We start from the raw sequence: 21,431 nt of genomic DNA on the forward strand, positions 1-21,431 counted from the left end.
ATACATTTATTTTCCTACTGTATACTTTTGGTAAAGGAGGACTGTCCATGATCGTTAATCATGTCAAGGAGATAATAAATCAGCAAGGGAAGACCATTCGAGGAGTCGCCAGAGAAACAGGGCTTGCCATTAATACGGTGTCGGGGCTGTATCATAATACATCAAGGCGCGTGGACATGGAGACACTGGACAGGCTTTGCAAGTGTTTGAAGGTTAATGCCGGGGATTTGCTTGAATACATAGAGGATTAAGAGCGGGCTACTCTATAATATCGCAATCGCAAAATATCGAGAAGAAGAAAACGAGGGGAGAATTTCATTTGAATTCCGCAGATTATCTGTTTGATCAATTCAATGAACTTGGTTTACGCTTATTAAATAAAATGAAGGAAGACAAACAGGAGGAAGGACTTTTTTTAGACTTTAAAAATCTAAGTGCACCTCATATACCAGGTGCAGGTAAAACAGAAAGAGAAAAGTACGCGCAAGCAATATCTGGTTACTCTAACAGTTCTGGAGGGATAATTGTTTGGGGAATAGATTGCCGCTCACTTGGTAAAGAATTACCTGATGTCTTTAATGATATGAAACCAATTAAAAATCTCCGAAAGTTTCTCACCGATCTAAAAAATTTCACGCATCAAGCAACTGATCCAATAAACAATAAAGTTCAAAATATACCGCTATTCATCAATGAAACGGAAGATTCAGGGTTTGTTGTGACTTTTGTACCTGAAAGTGACCTAGGTCCTCATCGTTCTCAGGTTGACAACGAATATTATACACGCATTGAATCTAGCTTTAAAAAAATGTCTCATACACATATTGCTGATATGTTTGGTAAGAGACAAAGACCAAATCTTCAACTCGATTATCAAATCTCAGCTTCAGGAAATGTTCTAAGTCGTTCGTTATTTTTTCGTATCCATTTTTTTATTAAAAACAATGGTAGATATCTCGCAACTTATCCTGCACTCCAAATAAAATCAAGCGACAACTTAACAATCTCAGAACATGGTGTTGATGGGTGGAACAATTTTAATCTCAAATTGATTTATCAGAATCCAAGTATTACTAAGGAAAGAGGATACTTACTTTCTGGGGGAATTAACGATGTAATCCATCCAAATAGTTCAATTGAAGTATGCATGTTTTTACCAAGCGCCAATTTAATTGATCCTTCTCTCTGGTACGGTTTAAATATGAGTGAAAAAATATTCAATTTCACTTATACCATATTTGCTGAAGGAATGCCTTCGATTGGAGGAACTTTACATTTTGATCTACATAGTATCGTAGAAGAGTTACGAAAACTTAAAATTGAAAATATTGATCATTTGGAAAGTAAATTAATTAACGAATGAAAACAAAATCCCCTCTTTCAAATAAGTCCTGGAAAACCAGGACTTTAATTTATGTATAGACACCCACTATATTGTCTATCTTGATCCAATCATACTCCATTTGCAGCTTAATCCGCCGCAGCTGCCTGTCTACAGCCAGCACAACTCCCCGGATCTTTTTATCCTGAACTGGATCAAATTGAGTAATCGTTATCTGCTCGCCGTACCTCTTTGAATAGGCAAGTACCTGGTCAATCAACTCCCACTCCTGTGCGTCCAGAGCCGGTTTTTTTCGATCCCGTAACTGCTGTTCCTGCTCATCTTTGATAATCCATCGCTTGTGCTCCGGCAGCATCATTCTGCTGCAATCAAATATACTGCCCAGTTTATCCGCCATGTTGTCTGCCCTCCTTAGTAATTTGTCCAGTAGTCTATATGGCTTCCATCCATGCCCCAGGATATCGCTGCAGGTTGATCTTTGGTCCGCTCCCAGCCCTCTATGACTACTGCGCTTTCTGGCGGGTTCCCAGGCTCCCATTGAATATAATCCTCGTTTGCCAGCTCTTGCAGCCCAGCTTTTATTTTATCAGCCGTCCGCCCGCTTTTTGTCTCCAACTGCGCGAGAGTCGGCATGTACCTGTGATGCACAGAAGAGTGCCTCATGACCATCAGCAGCTTGCGCGCTGTGTCGCTAAGCATAGCGTTTAACCTCTGCCGGCTGCCAGGCGAGGATGCTGGATACAAGAAACACACGCGGTGCTCCAGTAGTCAGGCACGTGGCCCGGATGCGGCCTTCGCGGATTCCATTAACCTCAATTTTGCGCTGCGTAATCTTCCCGGCTTTATCCTGATATATAATTTCGACGGTTTGACCAATAGCCATTTGCATCATTGATCGCCTCCAAAAATAAGAACATTTGTTTGTATTATAACCAAACATGAGTTCTTATTTCAACACACAAAAAAACCCTCCTAAGAGGGGGATTAATTATCTTTATTATTTTTGTTGTGATCTCTTAATTGCTGATCAGCTTTAAGAACGTCTAATGATCTGGATCTCTCAAGCCTATCGGGATCTTTCGAAACAGCATCTACAATTTTCTGTCGTTGATCATCAGACATATGTGAAACGAAACTATTTACAAACTCTACTCTATGCTTTAAAAAATCTCCTACTCCTGGAGCCGCACAACTTTGGGGAATCTTGACCCTTCCTCCACGATGTATTCTTGTACTTTTCCATCCGGTCATGTTATTAGGGATTATATGCGAAACAAAAAATATCCCCGGTATTTTAGAATAAACGAAAACCGTATTCTCATTGTTAACCACTGTAGCATCTACAGTTCGTAAAAAATAGGCATTTGTGTGGTCAGGTATTGGTTCACCTGCCGGCACGGATTCAAGTCTATCAAGAAAGAACATATGATGCTTATAATTTCCAAATTCACGACTTCTACCTAACAAGTATTCTCCCCAGGTATCTAATGCTATGTCGAGTTCATGACGCAACTGATCAGACATATCATTTTTGGGGTCTATCCTCTCCATGGTACCGACACGCCAACTTAAGGAAATAATAAATTGTATGAGCCATTCATCGTAGTCAAACTTTGTATGCCCATCCTGAAATGGTTTAAATATATTTTCTGCGAACAGTTTTTCGTTAGCAGAGAAGATTTGTTCGCACGAATTGCATAACAATGGTGTCTTTTTCAAATCCTGCGCACGCCTATTTACATTCACAGCACTTCTAAGATATCCTGTGGCAGACGTTTCCTTAAGCCACTTACCTATAAATTTCGGGATAATATGGCTCTCCATAAGTTCACTGTCTTGCTTACATAATGCGCAAACACCTGAAGCCAAGTGCTTCACCCCCATCCAGATTAAAAAAGGAGTCCCTAAAACAGGACCCCTTCACCGATTCTTTCGGATTTGCATCATTATATTATATTTGGAATCATTTTGTAAACGACAAAAATCCTACCGACCGAAGCCAGTGGGCAATTATTACTACTTGGTTAGCACCGTCGCTTTATAAGCAAGATACGCTTTCTCGACGGCTGCTCGGATCTCCTCTGGCGCAGCCTTGATACCCCGCGCTTCCAACTGATCAGAGGCATAAGCCAATGCCTGCTGCAGCTTCTCTTCCCCGCCAAGCTCCTTGTAAACCGTTTGGGCGTAAGCAAAGCCTTCTGTAGCAATCTTATGCAGCAGTTCCCGCTGAGACACCGACAGCCGGGCATCAAACCAGGAGTCTGCCTTTTGCTGCAACAGCGCTACTGCCCGCAATATCACCGTAGCCAATACACCAACAACGGCCAACATAATGGCCGTAATGTAGGGTTGAGCTTGATCAATGATTGTTTGCATAAAAACCTCTCCTATTCGATAGGCATACCTGCTGCACGCCGCAGGTGATTCGCCGTGTTATTGTAGTAAGCCATTTCCGTCTTGTCGCCTTTAACCTTTGATGCCATCCAGCCGGGAGACAACCATCTAAAGACCAACTCCTGCACATTGCTCTTCGGCAACTGCGTGAACGGTGCCGTCGATCCTGGTTGCAATGGTATTAGAGCAGCCAGACGCAGGTTATTGGCTAGATTGTGTAGGTGCAGCGTACCCACCGAGTCTCCGGCCTGCCGCGTAGCAAACCACGCCGGAGACACATAATCATCAATGAGTGCTTGTGCCACATTAGCTGGCATCTGCACGGCAGCAGGGGCCACAATAACCGCCGGCTCCTCCTGCATCTCGGCCACAACATCATATAGCAGGTCCATCAGCGTCTTCCCGATCGTCTTAAGCGCCTGGTCAACGTCGCTTTTGCGAGTGGGGTCCAACTGCTTATGGCTTGGGATGCGTGTCAGCGGATTAAGCCCCCACTTGTCGCAGCAATACGCCAGATACCATACAAAACGCTTGTAGGCCTCAAGGGTGTTGATCCTGCCTCCGTAGCACAACTCCACACCCAGGGCGATATCATTGGCATCGTCACCGTAGAGCCTGTTGTCCGTAGTCACGTTGTACAGCACATGCCAAGCTTTTTCTGCTGGGTCAGAGCCAGTGCCGGTTGGGATAATCTCCAGGATCTTCTTATCGTCCACAAATACATGCGCGGAGGCTGAACGGTTAACAAGGGTCTGAAAATAATCGAAGTGATTATCCGCCGTCGCTCCCGGATTACCCGTGTCATGGGCAACTAAAAAGCCCGGCGTTCCGGATACTAACCGGGTGCCGGGCCGAACATTCTGGCGCTTATCGATATAGTGCCGCTCGATTTGATATTTATTTTTGATCATCCTGTTTTGCATCCTCCTCAATCTTTCTATCAAAATTACGCAGCTTAACAAACTGGTCATATCGTCCAGTCCAGGTCAGCCAGGCCAGAACAATCAACCCGCCAGTTGTACCGATCTGAGCAATGGTCCACCCCTCCAGCAGCCACGCGGACAACTCCAGACTCGCAAAACCAAATACGGCTGAGGCACGGATCAGCAGCACAATGATCATTTTGAACGTATAAGCTACCAAGAAAAAAAGCATCGCCAGCATAAAGACACTGACAACGCCTTTTCGAAATCGTTCATGAAAATATGCCCTATGCTTCACCAAAATGTACAGCGCCGTCACAATCGCAATGACGTACAGCACCAACAATAAACCATCAATGAACCCCATGGTGATCCCCCTTATCGTACACAAGATACTTTGCAAATCGATTACGCTCGATCTCAGCTTGTATCTCTTGTGACATGTTTTTGTATCTGTTGATAGATATCGCTACCCGGCTTGATGCTTGGCTGATCTCTTTTTCTAACTCGCCGTGCCGGGGGAATAAACGGTGAATCCACTTTATAATCACGGTTATCCTCCCCTGTCCTCGGTATTTTCTGGATTAACGGCATTGTGATCAATCTTCAGCCGCTGCAGCACCTCAAGAGTGGGCTGCATAAATGCCTTGCGCTCACTGTCCAGGATTTCCTGCAGGTGATCATTATCCTGCAAGGCCCGATCTAGCATTTCACGCGGAACCAGTTTACCGGTAGCCACCGCCCGCCACTGCACGTATGCAAAGATCAGAAAAAGGAACAAAAGCACTACGGACAGTCCGTATTTTTCCACTAACGGCAATAATCTTTCAAGGTCTGATATACGCTCAGCTTCCATTCCCCCGCGCTCCCTTCTCTCTCTATTTATCTGGTTCGCTTAAATCTGCTTTGACCTTATCGTATACTGCTTTCTGCTGGGCCTCTTGTATGGATGCGAGAGCTTCGGAAATATGAATATCGATTTGCTGCAGCAGCTCGTATTGTCTGCCTGGATGAGCGTTTGTAACAATAGATATGACATCGATGACTTCCTGCACCGGCTGTGCGAGATCTATGGATACGTCGAGCTTGGTTACTTTGGCCAGAGGAATCACCTCCTTTCGGGCAAAATAAAAGAGCCCTCAAAAGAGGACTCACTGTGAAATGTTATCGTCGACCCAGCCAATATCTTGGACATAACGTTGGGTATGTCCCGTTATGATGTTCACTTTTAGCGGTGTAATTGAACCACCATTCATGTACTGAAGATATTTATAAGGCGTAGGGTAGATCAGCAGGCTGAAAGCCACTATCAGCAGCAGGATTCCAATAAAGTAGATGACGGGCTTCTTCATTGAGCTTCAAGTGCCGCGATTTCATCCTTCAGCTTCTCGTTTTCTTCAGTCAGTCTCTTGATCTCGGCAGTGGTTCTTGCATATCCCTCAGTAGATTCAAATTTATAGTAATTTGAATTTTTCTCATCCTCATAACCGTCTGACAGTGTCTTAGCTAAAATCTTCAATGTATCTTCATTTTTAGCAAGCTGATTTTTTTTCTGCACCAGTTGCATTTCTACTGTATCCTGCAACGATTCTGATATGATAGTGGTCAAGTCCTTACCCTTTTCCAAAGTAATCTTCCTCCCATCGACGGACAAAGTTGTACCTGTCGCCTCAGACATAATGCGGACAGGAACATAAGCAGTTCCATTGATAATAGCTGCATCAGCAATTTTCTTGCCGCCCTGTTCTATTTCATAGGTTCCGGTTACTTTTGCCCCTATAAGGGAAGTTCCCGCAGCAAATCCTATTGATCCCCCCAGCAACAGTACTACTGCAACTGCTCCAACAATTCTCTTTTTCATATCAAGCCTCCTGAATATATGATCTACTAATTATATCCATAAGGCGACTATTTGAATAGATTAAGAGGCGTCTTCAAGTGCCTGTACTCTTCCAGCCAGCAATAATAACGATGTCCCAAGATTATCGAGTCTGAGGTTAATGTAATCCAGATCTGAAGCTGTTAATATTTTGTTTGCAGCTACACCTGGAGCTCCGATATATGCTCCAAAAGAGGGCTGCAACGTCACATAGGATCCTTTTAGAAAAAGATCTAGAACCGCTTCAACCCTAATATCATTCGACCCTCTCAACTTCAACTCTTTTGTAGAATCAGTGAAAGAGATATATGCTGAATAACCTCCTGAGTCAACAAACTCAATTTTACGATCGTTCAACGCCCCTATCAGTCCCATATAAAGGTTATTACCGATCCGAGCATCTCGCGTAACATTGATGTCTGTGTCCGTGATGATCTGACCAGCTCGAAACACAGAAGCGTAGATCTCACTTTCCTCTACCAGACCAGTCAGTGTAATCGACCTCGCAACTACATCACCCTGCATATTTACACGAAATGGCGCGCTCCCCCAATCCGCATGGCCTGCGCTGATTCCGTTGGTGTTAATCTTGGTGATGCTATTCCCGCTTCCGATTTCCATGGAAACGAAGCTACCGAGCACTCCTGCAATAACCTCAGCTGATATCCCCCTTCCCGTCATGGCCGTTCGTGCCGTGACTCCGCCGTCCTCTGTTATGATGATCCCCCGTGATGTCATAACCATCTGCACATTCGGATGATCCACTTCTTCCAGGACGATACCCCGGCTGTCGTAGATGATCTCGCTCTTGGAAGCGTTGATGTCTAAGACGGCCTGCTTGGCAAACTCCTCAAAGGCAGCTGCCCGCACTCGGCCTCCGGACAGTAGGTCATTCAGTATCTGCTTGCTGCGCTCTATGTCCGCCATTACCTGCGTATCATCCCGCATCTGGTAATTGGAAAGAGTAGCCTGTGAGTGCTTATCCATGGCAAAAGGATACTCGGTTAGCTCCATCACCCTGCAGCTTACACGTTGCAGCTCCATATCCGGATCGAAGGCATAGACAGTGTCTCCCAGCCGGGGCTGCTGCTCATCAGGATCGATCTTGTAAATGTCCGCAGAACTGACTCCGATCTCGAACTCGGGCATTTCCTTCTTATGAAGAGCCTCCCGGGTGGCAATCAGCAGTTCGACAGGATCCTCGATGTTCTGGTCGATCATTTCCCCGTCATAGAAGGTATTGACATTGTTGGTCCAGTACTGTGCGTAGGGCGAAATCAGATAATTTACGGCCAGTTTGTTATCTACGATGGCGCCGGGAACGGACTCCAGTAGGCTGCGTTCCTCGGCGGTCAGGTAGTCGGCGGATAAGCCAATGAATGTCCGGCCGTCCTTCATCTGGCTGAACAACCGGGTGGTCAGGTTTGAATATTCGTCCTTAAAGCTATCGCTGATGATGTTCTTTCGGAACCGGTATTCGAAACCGTCATCACTTCCGATACGTTTATACAAGTGAATTACCGTGTTATCTGGTTCGATCTCGCATCCGTACAGGTTCGCTGTTTCTTGAATGGCGGCTAGAGCCGTAGTCGCTCCCCAGTCCTTGACGTCCCGCAGGTCGAAGGCGTCATGTGTGACGAAGGTGTATACACCGCCAGTGACTGCACTGATCTTGTTCAGAAGTACACTGATGTGGACTCCATAGGCCTCTTCGATGTAATCGTCATAGGGAATCTTGAAGTCGATCATCTTGAACATAATATGCGTGCAGATTACTTGGGCGCTGATCACCTTGTTGCTTCGATCCCGTGCACGACTCTGGATGACATAAAATTGACCACGCTCGTCTTGAACGTGGCCCTTGGGGATGATTTTCTCTTTGTAATCGTCGCTGGTCATCGGAACAGTGAATGATATCTCATAGTCACTGTTCAGCCGACGGCGGCGCTGGACGTCGGTACATTGAATCAACAGGCCGGTTGGGATGAGATTGCGGTCGAAGGATTTGAGGTGCTTCTGCATGTTGAAAACTCCTTTCGATTAAACTCATAAAAAAGTGCTACTGAATTAGCAGTAGCACTTAATAAATTATAGACATCAACAATTTATGCTTTCTATGAATTTTCTACCGTATGAAGTGATTAAGTATCTCCCCTTGTAAATCTCTATTGATGCATTTTCTCTAATCACAAGACCAGACGCTAGGCTTTGTTCTGCCTTAACTTTATCAGCATTTAACCTGTTGATAATAACTTCATATTTTGGAAGTAAATAATCGATATAATGATATTCTTTTCGAATAATTCCACATTTCTCTAGATTATCTAAATAGAAATCTGAGTTATCAGGAAAAACAAGTTCGACTTCTTCTAAAATATCACTTTCTTTAATACCAAGATATATAGGAAAGGAATTATCTACTAAAGCTAGTTCAGCAAATATAATCTCATGATTGTTAAAATAGATATTTATTATTTTCGCTTCATCTTCACTTATGTTCTTAATGACATCAATAAAGCCAGGATGAGCATATTTAGCTCTTTCGATCATCGATGCATTTGTTAAGAGATTTATGAATAGTTCGGCAATTTCTTCGTTTGTAACAGTAAACAGCTCATCGAGAATCTTCAAGCCAATAGTAGGTTGAACAATACCGATATGCTCTTCAGGAATAGCCTCCATCTTTTTCCGGTACTTGTCCATATGATGTTGGAAGAATACTGAGGCATTGGCATTTGCCAGCTTTAATGGTAGTAGAATAGTATTTCCTAAATCAAGTACTGTTCCTAAAGCTTGTCCGACCTTTTGTAAACCTGGTTGTGCTACATCTGGGTATACCATCTTCATTACTTCAAGTCCGTTGTCTGTTACTTTGCCAAGTCCGAATAAGTCCATATGTCCCCCGCCTTTGTATTATTTTATCCTAATAAAATAATACGGCGGTATAGGGACACTGGTCTCATTTCAATAAAAATTTATTGCGCAGTATGGTCCTAATCTGAAGCTTGCATTAAGTCAAAACATTTCATGGGTATAATACAAAAAAATCTGGATTTTTTTACCGCGCCTATTTACTATTTCCAAAGAAATGGGGACTACTCTAAAACTCATTCAAGCAAGTTTTCAGAAACGATGAACAACTACACCGGAATAATCTGGAGTTTTTGTGCATTTTTCAGTTCTGTACGTGAATAGGATTATAAATTATTCGTCGGGTATATCTCCTTCGAGCTTGTATTGGACTTTTTAGAATATCTCAAAGATAAACTTTGTCCAATGGCAATAGACGTATTCTCCACTAAATACCAAGAGGCGGTAGATACAACAAAAATACTAAGTAGAGAAATACAATAGATTCCCCAAATAGGTAAAGTACCTATGAATAAATAAAGAGTAGCCATCAAAATAGGAAGATGGTATAGGTATAAACTATAAGAAATTTTCCCTGAATATGCTATTGGCTTAAGCGAAAGGAAAAAAGAAACCTTACTAGAACTCAGAGAAAGAATGATGAAAATCACTCCAGCAATTAGAATCAGCCAATCGGAAACGATGTACTGAAAATCACCCGAAATAAAATGCTGTATTCCGTACGACAGAGTATAAAAGCATAATGCTATTAGCAATATTGTATATTTAAGTAATCGATTTAACTGCTTAAAGTAATTTATTAAAATCTGGCGATTTTTAGCTAGCAATGCACCTACCATAAATATTGATACATAATGAAGTGAGTCAATGTAACTCGTAAAAAATCCTTCCGATATATCAAACCTATCAACAAGACTCGTCCCACTAACTAAAGACAGTGCGAGAGCGATAAAAATATTAGTCTTCCAGTTAAACCTCAAGATAAAAACCATCAATATAGGGAAAATGAGAGATATCCTCATCTCATGAACTAAAGACCAAAAGACCGGATTCAATGCATCCGTATTGAAATTAGTAATTAATAGGAAATGGTTAATTATCAGTTCTTTATCTAACTTTATCGCCCATAAACGATTTATAGCCTCAAACCCCTCTACACCTCCACTATAGAAAGCTTTCTTCATTAAAAGGACAAAACCAAGGGCTACCACATAGGGAAGATAAATTCGGAAAACCCTTTTTATCAAAAACTGCCTATAACTAAACGGCTTTTTTTTGTAAAAAGGTAAAGAAAGAACAAAACCACTTAGTAGAAAGAAAACTATAACAGCTTCGTGTCCCGCCCAGAATATTCTTAATGGAGTAAACTGCAAAACAGATTGAAAGAGGAAAGGAGTTATGGTTAAAATATGACTCAAAATAACTGATAACGCTGCCAGTCCCCTAATTTCATCTAGTTGATTAATACGATTTTTCACAAACAGCCCTCTCCCTATCTCTATTTATCTCATGACATAATTACCATATTACAACAATGAAATAGATATGGATATGACGGAATTCGACTTCACTTTGACTTATAGATATACACCCGTCCGAACTTTATAGTTAAGGATGACGCACCCCTTGAGAACATCAACAACCTTGAATTAACTGTTCCAACAGGCGGCGTGAAATCCTTGAACACGGTACAAGCCGGTATCTTCTTCGCGTATATATTCAAAGCGTCATTCGATCCGATTGGAGTGCCGACTGAATCATAATGAGTAAATCCGATCACTACTGTTACATCCGCGTCATCCTTGTTATCGATATCAAATTCTAAATCGAATTCAATCCGATAAACTGTGTTTTGTACAAGGCTTCCGACATCCCCATATATACCGGCAGACTGTAATGTAGTAGACGTTTTCCGAACAACCTGGTACTTGCCGCCTTTAGGATTATCCTCAAGGGTGTATGTCGAGCCAGTGTTCTCTACTTTTGACCAATAGTCAGCAAGCCCGTCCGCGTTACTGTCAAGAGTAAAGGCACAGTTGTCCTTTGTGGGGTATTCTCCCTTGGCATAATTGTATGGGTAATCAGCATTTTGATAAATCGACGGCGAAGGAAAATACTTTTCCACTTCACGTGCGATAAGATACGCACCATATACGGACAAGTGAAGATTGTCCGCGACATGGATGTAATCCAGCGAAGTACCGTCCTCTTTCGCCAAGGGGTTATAAGTATCTATGAACCGAATCATTTTCTCCTGGCACATAACCATGAGGCGCATATTGTACTCTCTGATCTTCGTATTATCAGCAGGGAAGTCGTTACGCGGGGGCACTGCTAGAAATATTGGCTCGATCTTAGCATCGAGTAGCTTATCGGCAATTTGAGTCACGTTGTAGACTATATTCCCTAATGGCTCACTACCATGCAAGTCGTTTGTACCCACAAGGATGATACATTGCCGGGGTCTCAGATCAATAACATTCGTCTGGATACGAGCCAACACTTGAGCGCTCCAGCTTCCCCATACTCCCCGATTCTCGATGGGCTTCTTAAGAAAGTAACTTAACCATTTCGGTATTGATCCACCTGCTGTCGGGTCGCCTACCGATAGGCTATCTCCCTCCATGAAGATATCAGACTTAATTGCTACAATATCCTTTACGGTCACAATTTGGGCACTGTTGTCGCTGATTTGCTCAGCTGTCACCGCCAACTGTGCAGCAGTCTGAAGGTACTCCGTGTCCACTCGATCTTTCAGGGTGTCGTATGTTGTCCCGGATACACTGACAGCTGCAGCTGCAGCTTGCGTACCATCACCACCATCTACTATGACGTTGTCGAGAGTATCTTTTAAGCCATCCAACCCTTCTTTGATATTTGTTGCCCCAACGACAGCTCCGTCATAAGTGACATGTTCGGCAGGGTGGGCGGCCGTTGAGGCTTTGTGAGTTGTGATATCGCTCTGAGCTCCCGTAATTCGTCCTTCATGGTCGGTTAAGTCCGTCTGGATGTCTGCATAGTTATCGTTGTGGCTCTGTAAATCCGGAAAATCAAGACGTTTGGAGATGATTCTGCGGTTAAAAATCATGTCCGAATGCTCCTTTCTAAAAGAGGTATTTGTATCTATAGATGACTTCCAGCGCGAACGCCGGGCTGTTCGCCGTCACCGTCAGTATCGTCTCCCCTGGCGGTAGCTTAAGAAATACGGCGTTGCTGCGCGAGAATGCATTACTTCCATTCAGCCGTACTGTGCATTTATCTGGGTCGCTGTTGACCTCCAGCACATCATTCGTGCCGATGCTACCGGAAAAAGTGAAGGTATGATTGCCATCGCTGATGGACAGGTCAGCGAATGAGCCAGTGATTCGAATCAGCGGATACGCTATATCTGAACCCTCGTTATTTATGGTCACGTTCTGTCCGCTGGATGTGATGTCGAAATAAGAATCGGAGATATAAAAATAGCCCTCCCCGTAGGAAAGGCCCTGTCCATATTCACGTAGCTCCGTGTCCTGTACTGACTCTACCCACGGATCATCCATCTTCAAAGGAACATTAATCAGCCGATTACCGGTTGAAGTATCGAATGACATGGAGCCACGATACTCAGCAATGTACCGTTTGTCCGGCCTGTCGTCGAAGATGATAATCAACGGTCCACGCCGGACATTGAACACGTTGGCCAGCAGCGCCACAGTGCCATCGTAATCATCACCCATGATAAATAGACCCAAGCCAATTGGCCGCGCCGCGTAGGTACTGCCGAAGTTCCTGACTCCATCTCTGCCAGCTATCTTGACGATATTTTCCTCCGTCTCTGGCAAAGCAGGAATCTCCCGGCTTACCAGCATAATATCAAGCGTCGACAGCCATGTTCCATTTACAGATACGTCATTCATCCGGACTTCACTCCCATCGTCTGGAGTCGGCGGGCTGACTTCTCTCGCTCGGTGTAGACTGTTTCAGTGTCAACCCGATCCTCCAGCTTCACATCGTTGACCGACATGTCGAAACTGTTATGAATAATGGTTTCTGATTTAGCCACACCCGCAGCAGCCCCGATCAGGCTCGGATTATCGAGGAGTCGGAACAATCCGTTAAGCTGCGAAGTGTTGAAAATTGCTTCCTCACCGTGCGCAATGATAGGAATAGGAGCGCCGGCTGGTCCAGGGATAACGCCGCCGACATCAAAGCTCTGTAGTTTCTTACCCGTGTCTTTGGAGATCCCATATAGATCACGTAGTGCTTGATTCCTGGCAGCCAGACGCATCATTTCAGTGCGGTTACCTGCGGCAGTGGCTGCAGCATAAGTGTCCTTGTTGGCATTGTATTCAGCCAAATCCGTGTCCTTCTGAGCAGCTTGCTTGGCAGCACTGATCGCTGACATCTTGGACTGATACTGGATAATGAAGGCGTCCAGCTCCGTAAGAATCTGATTATTTGCCGTCCCAGCAGAGGAAACACGGAAGGAAGCAATTCCCGCTTCAATAGTTTTAATATCGTTTGAGTAATTGTCGAAGGCATCTTTTAGATCGTCGTAGTGAGCCTCAGTCGCATCCTTCTCGTCTTCAAACGCTTGAAGCTTAGTATCCTTCTCATCCTGAAGAACATCCTTCTGATCGTTCAGGTCCCGTTTACGAAGATCGCGATCATGGTCGAGAATAAATTTGTCGCGCTCTTCAATGAGCTTCTTCCGTTCTTGGCGGCCATCATTGCCAACGGCAGATGCGAGTATATCTATCCGAGCGTTTTTCTTGGCAAGTTCAGACTCATAATCTAAATCCTCATTCGCTTCCGCTTCCTTCGCCAGTAGATCATCAATGGCCTTGATCTTTTCATCCTGCGCGGATACGTACTTCTTTTTGCGTTCCTCGATAGCATCCAAGTCCGCTTTCTTAGCTTCCTCAATTCGATCCTTTTCGGCATCGACTAGATCCTTTGTCAGATCAATCGTCTTATCCGTCAAGTCTTTGCGGGATTCATAAAGCTGTTCATCTGCCTTTTCGTAATACTCAGAGTCAATTGCGTATTGATTGCGGAGATCCGTCCAGGCTTTGACCTTATATGCAGCGATTTCGGCTTCCGTTGAACCGGACTCTTCCATTCGGCGAACTTCCTTTTCAATAAGTTTAGATCGCTTCTCATATGTGTCTGCGACTTCATTTTCGGTTTCTGTAGCAACCTCCTTGCGGGATTGCCTGACCTGTTCGTCTGCTGCCTTGTACTCATCAGAATCCTTTTTATAGCGATCCCGTAGCCTTGTCCAAGCGTCAAGTTTCATCTGTGCGATCTGAAGCTCCGTCTTCCCACTGTCCTCCATCCGCTTGGATTCAGTATCGATCCAGGTGGTGCTGAAGTCATACCGTGATTTTACAGAATCCTCATTCAGGCGCTTAAGTTGAAGCGTTAGTGTTCGGGCATCATCAACGCTCTCTTTCAGAAACTGAGCATGCTTCTTTCGAAGCGCCTCATATTTCTTGATTTGATCTTCTGCAGAGAGGTCGTAGTACTCCGCTTGGAACTGGATGGTCTTAAGGTCTGCTTCAAAGTTGGCCTTCCTGATCTCAGCAGCAATCTCGGCGGGAGACTTCCCTTCTTTGGGTGCCTTCTCTTTTTTGACCTTTTCTGGAGCAGTAAGGTCAATCGGTGCTCCTTTGTTGTTCGCACCAAGACTGAAGTCTCCGGATGATAACGACGCTGCTGCCTTCTCTATCTCCTTCTGCTTTTCAGCGATCGCCAACTGCTCCGATGACAACTTACTCAGTTCGTTTTCTGCTTGCTTCTGCGCAAGTCCTGTCACAATGTCGATAACGTTCGGCGTTTTACCGCTCATCCGCTCCTGGCCTTGTTTTACAGATTCAGCAAACGTAGATGCCTTTGCTCCATTGACCGCATTCATCGCATCCAGCAGCTTACTATAGTTCTTGATTTGAGCTTCGACAGATGCTCGCTGGGCCGATGCTTCAGCAGCGAGGTTATTGATCCTCGTTTGAGCATTATTTGCGGCAATTGATGTCATCGACTTGTCAGCAGATATTTGATCCTCAATGAAGCCTATATTCAGGATGCGAATTCGGCCATCCTCTTCCTGCAAGGCATTCATGCCGGGATACTCCCGCTTCAGCACATTCGTAACATCGACCATTTCTTGCAGTTGATCCCGGTTAAGCTTCTGAGAGGAAGAAAGCTTTTTATATGATGCGAGCGCAACTTCCATAGATTTGACCTTTTGGTTCTTGGAAGCCAGATCAGCAACCTCTGCCTTCTGTTCGTCAAACAGCGCCGTGATCGACTCCTTCACAGCCTTGTTCATATCCTCCAGCTTCGCCGTCGCTTCTTCAACGCCATCGAACCCCATGCTCCTAAGGTTTTTGTCCATCTTCTCCAATTGTTCATTGATATCCATAGACTCGGATAGCATCGCTGGAGTGCCTTCACCCTTTTCCCCAGCTGCCTGTATCTCATTCAACCGCTTCTGGAGGAGTGCCCGCTCATGTAGCGCTTTTGACAGTTCTTCTGTCTTGGTCCGGAGTTCCTTCAGCTCATCCAATGATCTTTTAACAGGCGACTCATTTAGTGCCTCATTTACCTCTTTTTGAGCTGCTGCGAATTCCTCACTGGCTTTTTTAGCTTCTTGGTAATGGCCGTACAGTGCCGATATACCTGCAGACACAAGTCCTATAGTCAATGATATTGCACCGAGTATCGGGATCGCTCTCAAAAATGAAGTCATTGCAATACCTGCAGCGGACAATGACAAAGCCAAAGCGTCAAATGCTGACTTGAGCCCGATAACCACTGTAATGGACCCAAGAACTAATGGTGTGATCGTTGAGAAGGCAAGGATGGCGTTCTGGGATGGTTTATTCAGCTCCGTGAATCCGGTCACCATTGATGTTATAGATTCCACAGCACCCCGCACAGCTGGAGCAAAGTTATCCCCGATGACAATCCCGGCAGATTCCATGGCAGACGTCATGTTATCGATGGAACCTTTCAGTGTGTCCATCTGCGTACCGGCCACTCGTTCCGCAGTCCCGCCGGCAGTCTCCAAGGAATCAACGTAGTTGTCAAAAGTACCTTGCCCAGCTTCAATCAATGCGATAAATCCAGATGCAGCTTCACGGCCGACTAGTGTTGCAGCAACGTCTGCCTGCTGCGCTTCAGTCAGCCGCGCCCATGATCCGGTTAGTTGGCCGATGATGTTGGATAGAGGAAGGATATTTCCAGCGCTATCTTTAATAGAAACACCGAGTCTTTCCATATAGAAAGCTGCTTCCTTAGAAGGTGACGCCAGGGCCAGCAAGATTGCCCGAAGGGACGTCCCCGCCATCTCTCCTTTAATACCGGCATTACTCAGCTCACCAACGGCTGCAGTGGCTTCTTCAATGTTAAGGCCCATCGCCGCAGCGACTGGCGCCACATATTTCATTGCCATGCCGAGATCAGTAACATCGGCATTCGTATCAATTGAAGACTTAGCAAGTACGTCAACCACCCGGCTCGTCTCTTCCGCCTGCAAACCAAAGCCACGCAGGATGGAGGAGGCTATATCCGCTGTTGTTGCAAGATCAACATTCCCCGCAGCAGCCAGAGCGAGCACACCAGGCATGGCCTTGATGATCTCCGCAGCTTTAAAACCTGCTTGTCCGAGATTCGCCATAGCATCGGCAGCCTGAGAAGCACTAAATTTAGTTTGTGCCCCGAGCTTTATGGCGTTCTCTCTCAGATCATTGAATTCCTTACCGACGCTCTCAGTGATTGCCTTGACGTTTTGCATGGCTTGTTCAAATTCCGCAGAGGTCTGGATGGACTTGTATATTACGGCTGCGATTGCAGCAGCCAATGCAATATAGGCAGCTCCAAGAGATGCAACTTCAATCTCTGCCCGGCTCGCAGTAGACCCGAGATTCTCCAATTGGTCTATAATCTCCTGGATGGTGTCTCCGCCAACACCGAGGCCCTCTAGTTCAGTCCGGACTCCTTCAAGTTGCTGCTGCAATATCTGTGGATTTGTCCTCCGAAGCGTGGCGTTAATGGTATCGATATATTTAGAGCCAGCTCCGACATCTTGCATGGCCATGTTGAGATTCATGAAGCTGCTGGTTGCGGTATGAGCATGCGCTCCCATCTTGTTGATAGCTTCTCCGGCAGTCTTGGCGCTCTTTTCTGCACCTGACATACTTTGACCGACCTTTGATACTTGTTCAGCGCTTGCTCCGGTTGCAGACAGCGATTGGTTCAATCTCTGGAGATCAGTTGCCGTCTGCTTGGCCTGTGTCCCCATGTCGGCGAAGTCTTTCTTCACATTTTTCAATTCCTGCTTGATGCCATTCGCATCGGCAGTCAGCCGGGCTTTCAGTTCACCGAGGTTTCCTGCCACTGATTACCCTCCTCCCCTCATGCGCGCAAGCTGCGCTTGATACTGTTCTTCAGCGGTCATCTTCGGCGGTTCTGGCGCCTTTGGAAGCGCATTGATGTAACGCTGGATAATTTCCTGCCGGACTTGCTTATCCACGATGTGCGGATAAGACGCTATTTCAAGTTGTTCAATTACTTCTGATGCTCGCGCCTGGTCCTTCAGCAGCAAGAGTTGCGGAAGGTCGATAAAGAAGTATTCATTCTCGATCTGATATTGGGTCTTATCCAATACCGTGCAGCATCGCATTACAAATTCATCGTAGGTTAGCCCTGGGCCTGACCCATCCGCTGCGCGATGCTGGTTACGAATTGCTGCGCCATTGGCGGGATCAGGCCGCTTAAGTTTTTTAGGGTTGCATTCATATCGTTCTTGGCCCAAGTGAGATTCAGAAATTCCGTGCATTCCGCAAGGCTCGCCTGCTCACTGAGCTCCTCTATGTCCAAATCACTGAGTAGTGATGTGAGTTCGTAGATTTCGTCAATCATGATCTCCGCACCGGCGACGATCATCACAGACCTATCTTCCGTAGGAGTCAGAAAGATTTTCACAACCAGGTCACCTATAGTTCCAAGGTGGTCTGTCAGCTTCTTCAAGCGTGTGCGGGTTAATTTGGGAATCTGAACTTTTCGGTTCCCTAGCTGTAAGGCATCCTTTTTTCCAAAATTGAGCATGTGCTTGCCTCCTTCATGTGGACATACAAAAAAAGGAGAAGGCAAATGCCCTCTCCCGATAAGTAAATATTCGATTATGCCGTTGCCGTGATATCTCCCCAAGTGTATAGCAGGCCTTTCGGGATAGCGTTCAGATCAGGGTATGCAATTGCTGAGATAGTCATCTTCTGGTTATCATCCAACTTGAAACCGGCATTAACATCAAACTTTATACCCACGCTCTCGATGTAAATAAATCGAGAAGGATCCGTAACACCTATAGGCTTGATGACTGCACGCTTGCGAGGCAGCTTCTTTCCAGCCAGTCCAGTGACCTGATACTTCACCTTGGATGGTGTCGTGCCGTCTACCACCTTACCAGCGTTAGGGTTATAGCTGACAACTTTTTCGAAATTCATATCCGGTGTATCGAAAGTGACCGCACCGGTAGTCCCGGTAGAAATAGAATCGACAGGCGCGGTCCCGGTCTGGTCAGTCGTTGGTTCAAAATAAGTGGTCGTCGTTGTGAAGTTGATGCCGCCTTGGGTCAAATCAAAGGTGATTGCACCGGATTCTTCATTGCCGTCTTCATCGATTCCCCAGATAAATTCACCTGGGCCTGCGTAAATGTTGTTTACTTCACTCATTCGTATTCATCTCCTCTCTTATTGTGGGCTTAAAGCAGCAACTGTGACGCTCGCCGCTGCCGATAAGTCGAATTGCACTTTGTTATCCGACTGGTTATAGAGCTCTTTGACGAATGGGCCGATAACCTTCTCGGCGGAAGCAGCGACGGCTACAACTTTGGAACCGGTCCGTCCGTACTTATCCGCTGCGAAATTAAGCGTGACATCGATGGAAGATACGCCACCGTTCTTGACAATCAACACTGTCGATCCGTTATTAATAAACTCATGATTATTTGTAGCATCACCATTCGCTCTCGCCAATACCATGCCGCCATCAGACGGCTTCTGAATTGTAATTGCAGTTCTTGGCATTCCTTATACCTCCTTCACGTAAAACTCAAAATTGGTTGAATACATGGGATGATTATTAATGTCCTGTCCCAAATAGATCGGCTGCATAGTCTCAGTACTGGCAAAGACGTAAGTACTGCCGATCATGTAATTTGGTTTGCGGTGCAGCAAATCGCCCAGTTCCTTCGCCAGCGCCTCAGTTGCAGCCATATTGCTCGGCAGAGTCTTATAGGACTTGCCTTTGACAATGATCTGATATGCAGTCCGCTCTGTCGGAACATACATATCTGGTGGAGGCCCGCTGGAGTCCATTACAAACAAACATGGCAGCTTTGTCTCGGGCAGATCGGCTGGGATGAAGTTGGCATCCGGATACACGGTATAACCGGCTGTGGTCAGATAAGAAATCAGTTCATTTGCAAGCACGGAATCACCAACCTTCCAGGAGCCCAGACAGCTCCTCCTTAATCCAGTTCTCGTTCATCTTCAGCGCGTTCTCCAGAAACTTTTTGCCAGGAGAGTATCCGTTGTAGTTCCCTTTGCTGAGGGTTTTCTCTCCCGGAGTCAACTGAACTATTGCTCCGCTCGGCGTCTTATTGAATCCCTCGTGCTGGATCACAGCATAAGCATTTACCTCTGGGCATGTACCGAAATCGACGTAAGCCAGGCCCATCAGATGCTTGACATCATCGACGATTAAAGCAGCTTCAAGATCACCTGAATCAATAGGCGCAAGACGTTTGGCGTCGTGAATAACCTTCAGTGCAATCTTGGTCAGCTTCTCCTCCAGCCTACGGTCAATGTCATTCTCCAGCCTATCCAGTCGTGCGATGATCGTGTCCAATCCGCCGAGGTCGAAGGAGAATCCGCTACTGTCAGCCATACAGAACCACTTCCTTCACATCGTCAGTACCGAGATACTTCCGGATCTCGTAATGCATCACATCGATCCGGATCTCGTCACCGAGAGCGTTAGTATACAGAAGCCAGTCATCCATGCCCACAGCATTGACGCCCTCCAGGTAAATGGTGTAAGCAATTGTGATATCCTCTCCTTTGGAGTTCTTGACCAGCTTCTGTTCCTCGACCACCTTGGCATCCTTGACCACTGGTTCGGCCGGAATAGGCCGTCCCCATTCGTCAACGCCGGGGTGGTAATGGGTAATCGTTGCTGGATATCCGAAAAGACTCATATTAGACACCCGCCATACTGCAGATCAGTGTCGCCTTCCTCCGCCTCTTCTTCAGCAATTTCGCTGACCGTCTTCCCAAGCAGGTCCCGAACGTCCGGAGCTACAACATCGCGGGTGCCATTGTAAGTGACACCTTCACCGTGGTCATCAACCGACTTGACACCGTGCTTCTGGAACTTGAGCGCCGGATCAAGCCCTTGCATTTCCCATATGGATTGAAGCGCAACGATTTCCACCGTAAGAACCGCAGTGGGATACCAGCGGACAAGGTTACGTTCTGCCTGCTTTACGGCCAATGGCTGCTTCAGTGGCTTCTTTTCCCAAGCTTCTGAATCGAGAACATTCTCCGCTATCCAGAGGTTGACCTCTTCGGTAGTGGGCATGACTCATCACCTACTTCTTTTCAGCTTCAGCAATTGCCGCGGTAAGTTCCTCGGCTGTCTTGGTGTCAAATCCTTCAATATCCAGTTCGGCAGCCTTCGTGCGGAGCTCCTGCAACTCGACCTCTTTCTCGGCAATAGCTTCCTTCAGCTTCGCTTCACCGAGACGGCCGGCACTTGCAACGCCGAGCACCTTCGCTCGCTCCCGCAGAGCCTGCAGCTCGCTGTCATCCTCCGGTAGAGGTTCCACTTCTTCGGCAATGCCCTTGGCAATAAGTTCTTCGGCAATCTCCTCGTCCACCTTACGGATAATGTCATCCGGTCTCTTCCACGTGCCACCGTGCTTCACAACACCCTTCAATTTAATATCCACTTGATTCACCCTTTCTTCGTGATC

The 21,431-nt window shown here is 45.8% G+C and carries 28 protein-coding genes; 2 read left to right on the forward strand and 26 right to left on the reverse strand.

The features are described 5' to 3' along the window. Positions 1-47: 47 nt before the first annotated feature. Positions 48-251, forward strand: a complete 204-nt coding sequence (locus A3844_RS01565) for a helix-turn-helix domain-containing protein (protein WP_074106372.1) — start codon at positions 48-50, stop codon at positions 249-251. 68 nt (positions 252-319) lie between these two features. Then, positions 320-1,363 (forward strand): AlbA family DNA-binding domain-containing protein, encoded by a 1,044-nt coding sequence (locus A3844_RS01570; RefSeq protein WP_074106373.1) that lies wholly within the window; start codon positions 320-322, stop codon positions 1,361-1,363. A 49-nt stretch (positions 1,364-1,412) separates the two neighbouring features. On the opposite strand, the gene A3844_RS01575 is transcribed toward A3844_RS01570, so the two are convergent. From A3844_RS01575 to A3844_RS01705, 26 genes are all read right to left on the reverse strand, one after another. Continuing rightward, entirely contained in the window at positions 1,413-1,739 is a 327-nt protein-coding gene (locus A3844_RS01575; protein WP_074106374.1) for a YolD-like family protein, read from the reverse strand. Positions 1,740-1,753: 14 nt separating this feature from the next. Continuing rightward, complete coding sequence (locus A3844_RS32610; RefSeq protein ID WP_074106375.1) at positions 1,754-2,041, reverse strand: hypothetical protein; 288 nt, start codon at positions 2,039-2,041, stop codon at positions 1,754-1,756. Continuing rightward, positions 2,034-2,234, reverse strand: coding sequence for a hypothetical protein (locus A3844_RS01585; RefSeq protein WP_074106376.1), 201 nt, complete (start codon positions 2,232-2,234; stop codon positions 2,034-2,036). The genes A3844_RS32610 and A3844_RS01585 overlap by 8 nt, the downstream gene beginning before the upstream one ends. A gap of 92 nt (positions 2,235-2,326) precedes the next feature. After that, complete coding sequence (locus tag A3844_RS01590; protein ID WP_074106377.1) at positions 2,327-3,211, reverse strand: hypothetical protein; 885 nt, start codon at positions 3,209-3,211, stop codon at positions 2,327-2,329. Positions 3,212-3,358: 147 nt separating this feature from the next. Continuing rightward, complete coding sequence (locus A3844_RS01595) at positions 3,359-3,718, reverse strand: phage holin, LLH family (protein WP_074106378.1); 360 nt, start codon at positions 3,716-3,718, stop codon at positions 3,359-3,361. Positions 3,719-3,729: 11 nt separating this feature from the next. Further along, positions 3,730-4,647: a peptidoglycan recognition protein family protein gene (locus A3844_RS01600; RefSeq protein ID WP_074106379.1), complete on the reverse strand. Its 918-nt coding sequence runs from the start codon at positions 4,645-4,647 to the stop codon at positions 3,730-3,732. Then, complete coding sequence (locus tag A3844_RS01605; protein WP_074106380.1) at positions 4,634-5,026, reverse strand: hypothetical protein; 393 nt, start codon at positions 5,024-5,026, stop codon at positions 4,634-4,636. Before A3844_RS01605 ends, A3844_RS01600 begins: the two co-directional genes overlap by 14 nt. A 186-nt stretch (positions 5,027-5,212) precedes the next feature. Then, positions 5,213-5,515: a hypothetical protein gene (locus tag A3844_RS01615; RefSeq protein WP_074106382.1), complete on the reverse strand. Its 303-nt coding sequence runs from the start codon at positions 5,513-5,515 to the stop codon at positions 5,213-5,215. Positions 5,516-5,537: 22 nt separating this feature from the next. Beyond that, the gene (locus A3844_RS01620) at positions 5,538-5,771 is read right to left on the reverse strand and encodes a hypothetical protein (RefSeq protein WP_074106383.1); all 234 of its coding nucleotides are present in this window, start codon (positions 5,769-5,771) and stop codon (positions 5,538-5,540) included. Between the two features lie 39 nt (positions 5,772-5,810). Further along, positions 5,811-6,011, reverse strand: coding sequence for a hypothetical protein (locus A3844_RS01625; protein ID WP_074106384.1), 201 nt, complete (start codon positions 6,009-6,011; stop codon positions 5,811-5,813). Beyond that, positions 6,008-6,520: a hypothetical protein gene (locus A3844_RS01630; protein WP_074106385.1), complete on the reverse strand. Its 513-nt coding sequence runs from the start codon at positions 6,518-6,520 to the stop codon at positions 6,008-6,010. The genes A3844_RS01625 and A3844_RS01630 overlap by 4 nt, the downstream gene beginning before the upstream one ends. Before the next feature lie 60 nt (positions 6,521-6,580). Continuing rightward, on the reverse strand, positions 6,581-8,560 hold the full coding sequence (locus A3844_RS01635) for a prophage endopeptidase tail family protein (protein ID WP_074106386.1): 1,980 nt from the start codon (positions 8,558-8,560) through the stop codon (positions 6,581-6,583). Between the two features lie 75 nt (positions 8,561-8,635). Continuing rightward, on the reverse strand, positions 8,636-9,433 hold the full coding sequence (locus A3844_RS01640; RefSeq protein WP_074106387.1) for a DUF4393 domain-containing protein: 798 nt from the start codon (positions 9,431-9,433) through the stop codon (positions 8,636-8,638). A 302-nt stretch (positions 9,434-9,735) separates the two neighbouring features. Beyond that, positions 9,736-10,887: an acyltransferase family protein gene (locus tag A3844_RS01645; RefSeq protein WP_074106388.1), complete on the reverse strand. Its 1,152-nt coding sequence runs from the start codon at positions 10,885-10,887 to the stop codon at positions 9,736-9,738. 89 nt (positions 10,888-10,976) lie between these two features. Beyond that, a complete protein-coding gene (locus tag A3844_RS01650; protein WP_074106389.1) occupies positions 10,977-12,497 on the reverse strand; it encodes a GDSL-type esterase/lipase family protein in 1,521 nt (506 codons plus the stop codon). A gap of 16 nt (positions 12,498-12,513) precedes the next feature. Beyond that, complete coding sequence (locus A3844_RS01655; protein ID WP_074106390.1) at positions 12,514-13,308, reverse strand: phage tail domain-containing protein; 795 nt, start codon at positions 13,306-13,308, stop codon at positions 12,514-12,516. Continuing rightward, on the reverse strand, positions 13,305-17,792 hold the full coding sequence (locus A3844_RS01660) for a phage tail tape measure protein (RefSeq protein WP_074106391.1): 4,488 nt from the start codon (positions 17,790-17,792) through the stop codon (positions 13,305-13,307). The genes A3844_RS01655 and A3844_RS01660 overlap by 4 nt, the downstream gene beginning before the upstream one ends. Before the next feature lie 3 nt (positions 17,793-17,795). Further along, positions 17,796-18,059 (reverse strand): hypothetical protein, encoded by a 264-nt coding sequence (locus tag A3844_RS01665; RefSeq protein WP_244169661.1) that lies wholly within the window; start codon positions 18,057-18,059, stop codon positions 17,796-17,798. Positions 18,060-18,094: 35 nt separating this feature from the next. Continuing rightward, a complete protein-coding gene (locus tag A3844_RS01670; protein WP_074106393.1) occupies positions 18,095-18,502 on the reverse strand; it encodes a hypothetical protein in 408 nt (135 codons plus the stop codon). A 74-nt stretch (positions 18,503-18,576) separates the two neighbouring features. Next, on the reverse strand, positions 18,577-19,128 hold the full coding sequence (locus tag A3844_RS01675; RefSeq protein WP_074106394.1) for a hypothetical protein: 552 nt from the start codon (positions 19,126-19,128) through the stop codon (positions 18,577-18,579). Positions 19,129-19,146: 18 nt separating this feature from the next. Further along, the gene (locus tag A3844_RS01680) at positions 19,147-19,482 is read right to left on the reverse strand and encodes a hypothetical protein (protein ID WP_074106395.1); all 336 of its coding nucleotides are present in this window, start codon (positions 19,480-19,482) and stop codon (positions 19,147-19,149) included. A 3-nt stretch (positions 19,483-19,485) separates the two neighbouring features. After that, positions 19,486-19,887 (reverse strand): minor capsid protein, encoded by a 402-nt coding sequence (locus tag A3844_RS01685; protein ID WP_074106396.1) that lies wholly within the window; start codon positions 19,885-19,887, stop codon positions 19,486-19,488. A 4-nt stretch (positions 19,888-19,891) separates the two neighbouring features. Next, the gene (locus A3844_RS01690; protein ID WP_074106397.1) at positions 19,892-20,344 is read right to left on the reverse strand and encodes an HK97 gp10 family phage protein; all 453 of its coding nucleotides are present in this window, start codon (positions 20,342-20,344) and stop codon (positions 19,892-19,894) included. Further along, a complete protein-coding gene (locus A3844_RS01695) occupies positions 20,337-20,654 on the reverse strand; it encodes a hypothetical protein (RefSeq protein ID WP_074106398.1) in 318 nt (105 codons plus the stop codon). Before A3844_RS01695 ends, A3844_RS01690 begins: the two co-directional genes overlap by 8 nt. Next, positions 20,651-21,037, reverse strand: coding sequence for a hypothetical protein (locus tag A3844_RS01700; RefSeq protein ID WP_074106399.1), 387 nt, complete (start codon positions 21,035-21,037; stop codon positions 20,651-20,653). Before A3844_RS01700 ends, A3844_RS01695 begins: the two co-directional genes overlap by 4 nt. Positions 21,038-21,047: 10 nt before the next feature. Further along, a complete protein-coding gene (locus tag A3844_RS01705) occupies positions 21,048-21,407 on the reverse strand; it encodes a DUF7210 family protein (RefSeq protein ID WP_074106400.1) in 360 nt (119 codons plus the stop codon). Positions 21,408-21,431 lie beyond the last annotated feature (24 nt).

Origin of the sequence: Paenibacillus helianthi (assembly GCF_001909055.1) — a bacterium.
Taxonomy (GTDB): domain Bacteria; phylum Bacillota; class Bacilli; order Paenibacillales; family Paenibacillaceae; genus Paenibacillus_AQ; species Paenibacillus_AQ helianthi.

What these genes read in the sequence shown, in the direction of transcription:
- A3844_RS01565 (WP_074106372.1), top strand. Translation starts at nt 48, where the DNA reads ATGATCGTTAATCATGTCAAGGAGATAATAAATCAGCAAGGGAAGACC.
- A3844_RS01575 (WP_074106374.1), bottom strand. Translation starts at nt 1,739, where the DNA reads ATGGCGGATAAACTGGGCAGTATATTTGATTGCAGCAGAATGATGCTG.
- A3844_RS32610 (WP_074106375.1), bottom strand. Translation starts at nt 2,041, where the DNA reads ATGCTTAGCGACACAGCGCGCAAGCTGCTGATGGTCATGAGGCACTCT.
- A3844_RS01585 (WP_074106376.1), bottom strand. Translation starts at nt 2,234, where the DNA reads ATGATGCAAATGGCTATTGGTCAAACCGTCGAAATTATATATCAGGAT.
- A3844_RS01595 (WP_074106378.1), bottom strand. Translation starts at nt 3,718, where the DNA reads ATGCAAACAATCATTGATCAAGCTCAACCCTACATTACGGCCATTATG.
- A3844_RS01600 (WP_074106379.1), bottom strand. Translation starts at nt 4,647, where the DNA reads ATGATCAAAAATAAATATCAAATCGAGCGGCACTATATCGATAAGCGC.
- A3844_RS01605 (WP_074106380.1), bottom strand. Translation starts at nt 5,026, where the DNA reads ATGGGGTTCATTGATGGTTTATTGTTGGTGCTGTACGTCATTGCGATT.
- A3844_RS01615 (WP_074106382.1), bottom strand. Translation starts at nt 5,515, where the DNA reads ATGGAAGCTGAGCGTATATCAGACCTTGAAAGATTATTGCCGTTAGTG.
- A3844_RS01625 (WP_074106384.1), bottom strand. Translation starts at nt 6,011, where the DNA reads ATGAAGAAGCCCGTCATCTACTTTATTGGAATCCTGCTGCTGATAGTG.
- A3844_RS01630 (WP_074106385.1), bottom strand. Translation starts at nt 6,520, where the DNA reads ATGAAAAAGAGAATTGTTGGAGCAGTTGCAGTAGTACTGTTGCTGGGG.
- A3844_RS01635 (WP_074106386.1), bottom strand. Translation starts at nt 8,560, where the DNA reads ATGCAGAAGCACCTCAAATCCTTCGACCGCAATCTCATCCCAACCGGC.
- A3844_RS01640 (WP_074106387.1), bottom strand. Translation starts at nt 9,433, where the DNA reads ATGGACTTATTCGGACTTGGCAAAGTAACAGACAACGGACTTGAAGTA.
- A3844_RS01650 (WP_074106389.1), bottom strand. Translation starts at nt 12,497, where the DNA reads ATGATTTTTAACCGCAGAATCATCTCCAAACGTCTTGATTTTCCGGAT.
- A3844_RS01655 (WP_074106390.1), bottom strand. Translation starts at nt 13,308, where the DNA reads ATGAATGACGTATCTGTAAATGGAACATGGCTGTCGACGCTTGATATT.
- A3844_RS01670 (WP_074106393.1), bottom strand. Translation starts at nt 18,502, where the DNA reads ATGCTCAATTTTGGAAAAAAGGATGCCTTACAGCTAGGGAACCGAAAA.
- A3844_RS01675 (WP_074106394.1), bottom strand. Translation starts at nt 19,128, where the DNA reads ATGAGTGAAGTAAACAACATTTACGCAGGCCCAGGTGAATTTATCTGG.
- A3844_RS01680 (WP_074106395.1), bottom strand. Translation starts at nt 19,482, where the DNA reads ATGCCAAGAACTGCAATTACAATTCAGAAGCCGTCTGATGGCGGCATG.
- A3844_RS01690 (WP_074106397.1), bottom strand. Translation starts at nt 20,344, where the DNA reads ATGGCTGACAGTAGCGGATTCTCCTTCGACCTCGGCGGATTGGACACG.
- A3844_RS01695 (WP_074106398.1), bottom strand. Translation starts at nt 20,654, where the DNA reads ATGAGTCTTTTCGGATATCCAGCAACGATTACCCATTACCACCCCGGC.
- A3844_RS01700 (WP_074106399.1), bottom strand. Translation starts at nt 21,037, where the DNA reads ATGCCCACTACCGAAGAGGTCAACCTCTGGATAGCGGAGAATGTTCTC.